This is a genomic window from Candidatus Paceibacterota bacterium (assembly GCA_035404205.1).
Taxonomy (GTDB): domain Bacteria; phylum Patescibacteriota; class Minisyncoccia; order UBA6257; family JAVHQB01; genus JAVHQB01.
In genome coordinates, this window is record DAONGQ010000008.1 from 1 (window position 1) to 4,140 (window position 4,140).

Annotated in this window: 4 protein-coding genes; all 4 read left to right on the forward strand. The window is 37.7% G+C overall.

From position 1 onward, the window contains the following. Positions 1–40: 40 nt before the first annotated feature. Positions 41–2,173: a stalk domain-containing protein gene (locus PK547_02025; GenBank protein HPR91490.1), complete on the forward strand. Its 2,133-nt coding sequence runs from the start codon at positions 41–43 to the stop codon at positions 2,171–2,173. Positions 2,174–2,247: 74 nt separating this feature from the next. Then, the gene (locus PK547_02030; GenBank protein HPR91491.1) at positions 2,248–2,991 is read left to right on the forward strand and encodes a carboxypeptidase-like regulatory domain-containing protein; all 744 of its coding nucleotides are present in this window, start codon (positions 2,248–2,250) and stop codon (positions 2,989–2,991) included. An 85-nt stretch (positions 2,992–3,076) separates the two neighbouring features. Next, positions 3,077–3,835 carry a hypothetical protein gene (locus PK547_02035; protein HPR91492.1) on the forward strand — a complete coding sequence of 253 codons (759 nt, stop codon included), beginning with the start codon at positions 3,077–3,079 and terminating at the stop codon, positions 3,833–3,835. An 88-nt stretch (positions 3,836–3,923) separates the two neighbouring features. Further along, the coding region (locus tag PK547_02040; protein HPR91493.1) for a hypothetical protein at positions 3,924–4,140 on the forward strand (217 nt) is incomplete at its 3' end.

A 4,140-nucleotide genomic window follows, 5' to 3' on the forward strand; every position in this document is an offset into this window, starting at 1 on the left:
GTTTTAGACAGCAATCAAATCAATCCACAGGAGGTGGAGAATGAAACGCACTGCTTTCGTATCGCTTTTTCTGTCTTTTTGTTTCTTGTTTTCTTGTCTCATTCCGACCACTTTCATTAGAGCGGCAGATGTACCCAAACGCAGTTACATTATTGTTTTGGGCACTGATGCCCTCAAGCAGTCAGCCGGTCTGAAACAGTTTGTGGACTACAAGTCCACAAGCTTTGAAGTAACAGTTGTTTCCATGCCAGACATTGCCAAACAGTTTTCCACCGTTACAGACAAAGTGGAACAGTTGAGACAATACCTGGATACCAAGACCCAACCTGTTCCCCCGTATGTGTTATTAGTGGGTAAAAGAGCGCTTGAAATGAATGGTACGAGCTCACACGAATCCTTTATTGGCACTATCCCAATGGCAGTATTATCGCTTAATGGAATAGAGGCTGCGACTGATTTACTATATCGCTTTCCTCGTTTACATTTCGATTTCTCCAATGGAACCTACCTGATGCCACCCACTATGCAAGGTTCCATTAACTTTGTAGTAGGGAGTATTCCTGTTGATGACGTATCCTTTATTGATGACTATTTTGAAAGGTTAATACCGTTAGAAAAGATGTATTCCGAAAAAAACTTTCTTAACGGTATTATAGCTAACGGCATTCTTGGCTATGGCTCTGGTACTTTACCACCAATGCCAAGCGATACCGCTGGATTAGGAGAAGAAACGAAATCTATAATGTCAGATAGCGGCGCCGTTGTTACTCTTTATGAAAAAGGGGGTAGTAGACCTTCTGCCTATATACCAACCCTGCCATTAACTGAGACCAACTTTACTTCTGTTTGGAATTCTCAGTTTCATGATTGGGTTTTACTGACCGGTCATAACGCTACCTATAGCCTTTATTGGCCCATACCCGACCCTGGGCTTGAGGAGGCGCAAGAAACAGCTATTTGGAGATATTTTGCTGATTTGACGAAACTTACCAGTAAGGCATTCTTTGGCCTATTTGATGGATGCTCATCGGCTCATCCTGGGGATATTGAAGCGCTCACTGGATTTTTTAAGAAAAAGCTAGTCTATACCGGCATTGGCTATACTGATGTGATTCCAGAAACAACCTTTGCTTTGAAAATATTTCAAAGAATCAAACAAGGATATAGTATTGGAGATGCTCTCCAATATCAAGATAAACAGGTCCAAGAAATCATGGAAGAAGAAGTCTTGGGCGATCCCTCTGCTTGCCTAATTCCCAGAAACTTCGGAGTTGCGTTATCTAATCCCTCCAATTCGGTTAGGGTATCTCCGGGTGTTTCCCTCACCCTTTCTTGGAAAAAAGCCGATGCTACTTGGGCTTACAACGTTCAGATAAGTAACTCATCTGATTTTACTAATTTAGTGAAATCAGATATTACCTATACCAACAGTTATCAAATCTCTGTACTACCTATAGGTAATTACTTCTGGCGGATAGCAGGAGTGTCTGATGCAGGTTTAGAACAATGGTCTGAAACAAGAGCTTTTATCGTAAATGACCCTTTGGCATTATCGGTAGTTCCCTTGCCATCGACGACAACCAATCCTGACATTACTATCTCCGGAGTTACCAATGGCGACAGTATAGTAGTAAACAACCATTTCGTAGCGATAGTTAACACAAGGTTTTCTTGTATACTATCGCTTGTAGGTGGAAGTAATATCATTACTATTACTGCTATCAAAGGAACACAAAAGTCTGTTCAAACTTACAAAGTTTTCTATATCAAACCAGTAACTCTAAGATTTATTATCGGAAAACCAACGGTTTGGATAGACGGAGACATGAAGGCATTAGAAGCCCCTCCCATGATTTACAACTCAAGAACCCTGGTTCCCATAAGGGTTCTAGTAGAATCTATTGGGGGGTCTATTGATTGGAATGCATCTGCCCAGATGGTAAATATAAGTTTGGGGGATACTAGACTCACGTTGATCGTTGGTAGCAATGTTGCCCTATTGAACAATACGCTGGTTTCTATTGATGCGGCTGATACTAAAGTTGTGCCAAAGATTGTCAATGGTCGTACTCTTCTACCACTACGTTTCGTGGCAGAATGTCTTGGCTTCCAAGTTGATTGGAAACCAACTGCCCAAACGATTGTTCTTACTTATAGCTATAGCGGGAGTTAGCCCAACTCCCGCTTTTTTGTTGCTTGACACTTCGGAATATGTTACCATGATAGTAGTTAAATGAATCATTTATTATGTCTAACAAATTGAAACTATTAGTTTCCTGTTTAGTGATTATTAGCTTAATAACTATAGTTTTATTAGCTGTCCGAGGGAGTCGTTATAATTTCGCAGGAATAATAACAGGGGAAAGCTATGATCCAAAATGGAAGGGTACTGTTGTAGTTCCTAATGTAAAGATATTTGCTTTGGATCAAGATCACACCGGTTCTCAACAGAAGATTTATAAAATTTATTCTAATAAGAATGGTGAATTTGAATTTAATAACTTGCCGTCAGGACATTATCAGATTTTATTCAGAAGTAGTGACAAAACGCCCTCTAATTATTACCAATTTGACGACCTTGCGCCACTCGATTTATTTATAAATAAAGATTATACCCAAAAAACTCCTCTTGTTTTAAACTTAGAATTAAATGAAAGAACTAAAATAGATATCCATAAAGAGGCTGCCCTGACTGTATTAATTAATGCCTTAGAAAATTATAAAAATAATATTGGCCAATACCCTATAAGTGAAAATAATGATGCATACGTTAAGCTAGAGGATAGGAGCATAATTTTACAAAAATTAAGCAAATACATTCCAGGAGGGTATTCTGTAATTGCCGACAGTTTGCCTATTAGCTATAAGTCTGATGGTCAACATTATTTTCTAAAGACATTACCCATTAATTTCCCTGCAAGGCAATCAATTTATCTTACAGATGATCCTCAACAAGGATTTGTGTATTCTTTTTCCAAAAACAACTTTTAATCGAAAGTGCTTATTCTTAGAACTATTTAATTATTTGAGTTAGTTACGTATCATGGCTGCTAGAATATCCGCAATAAAAAAGAGTATGGTTTTGTGCATAGCCGTTGGCGGTATTGTTATTATTGCAGTTCTTGGTTTGTTGTTTTCAAGACAGCAGTTCCATAATATTGCTGGAAGTGATAATAGGTTTGTAGCAGCTTGCGAGAAATCTTTAATAAAGGACGTTTCTGATTACAAGATTTGTAAAATAACAGAGGGAAAACTCATACCTCTAAATAATGACCAACTATCTACCAAGGTACATCCGCGAGACCATATAGTGATTTCTATAAACTTAAAAAAATTAATAGTTGCCAGTGGGCTAGTTAATCCTTTAATGAGAGCAGATTCTAAGGCAATTCCGGATCAAAATTTGGTACTATGTTATACTCTCTATCCAGTTTTAATGGGTAATTTTTTGGAAAATAATTCACAGGGTGGGTACGTTTTTACCGAGCAAAAAATATCTTCTTTGTATGACCAGTATATCCAAGAATTTAAGTGGACTGATTTTTTAAAGGGAACAGGTTTAAAAACTAGTCGCAATGTTAATTTAATTTGCGCTCAAAACATAGAAATTGAACGAACTCCAATTGTATCCTTTGGAATGAAGTTACCCTCTGCCGATTTGTTAGATGCCACCGAAAAAAACGGAATCGTCAATCCTGATTTACGTAAATATGGAGTCAAGATATTATTGGCTAATAATGAACTTATATCAGGCGGATATTCCCGTGAAGAAATCCTAGCTAACTACGATAAATTACTTCCATTAGCAATATTTACCAATGATATAACTTATTAATTTTTTGTTTAATAATAGTGTAATTAAAATTATGGTCAACAAATTTACAAAACAAATAATCATTGTGTTAATCTTATTTATAGGATTAATGTTAGGATTTCATTCCGTTTTAGCTCTTACATGTGGAGCCGGTTGCGTATTAGTGACCGATGGTACTGCCTATTGTCGTTGCTCAGCTACCACAACTACTCCACCTACCACTACTCCTCCTACAACTACTCCTCCTACAACTACTCGTCCTCCTACAACAACTACTCCTCCTACAACTACTCCTCCTACAACTACTCGTCCTCCTACAACAACTA

Coding starts and splice junctions, on each gene's coding strand:
- PK547_02025 (HPR91490.1), top strand. CDS start 41: ATGAAACGCACTGCTTTCGTATCGCTTTTTCTGTCTTTTTGTTTCTTG.
- PK547_02030 (HPR91491.1), top strand. CDS start 2,248: ATGTCTAACAAATTGAAACTATTAGTTTCCTGTTTAGTGATTATTAGC.
- PK547_02035 (HPR91492.1), top strand. CDS start 3,077: ATGGTTTTGTGCATAGCCGTTGGCGGTATTGTTATTATTGCAGTTCTT.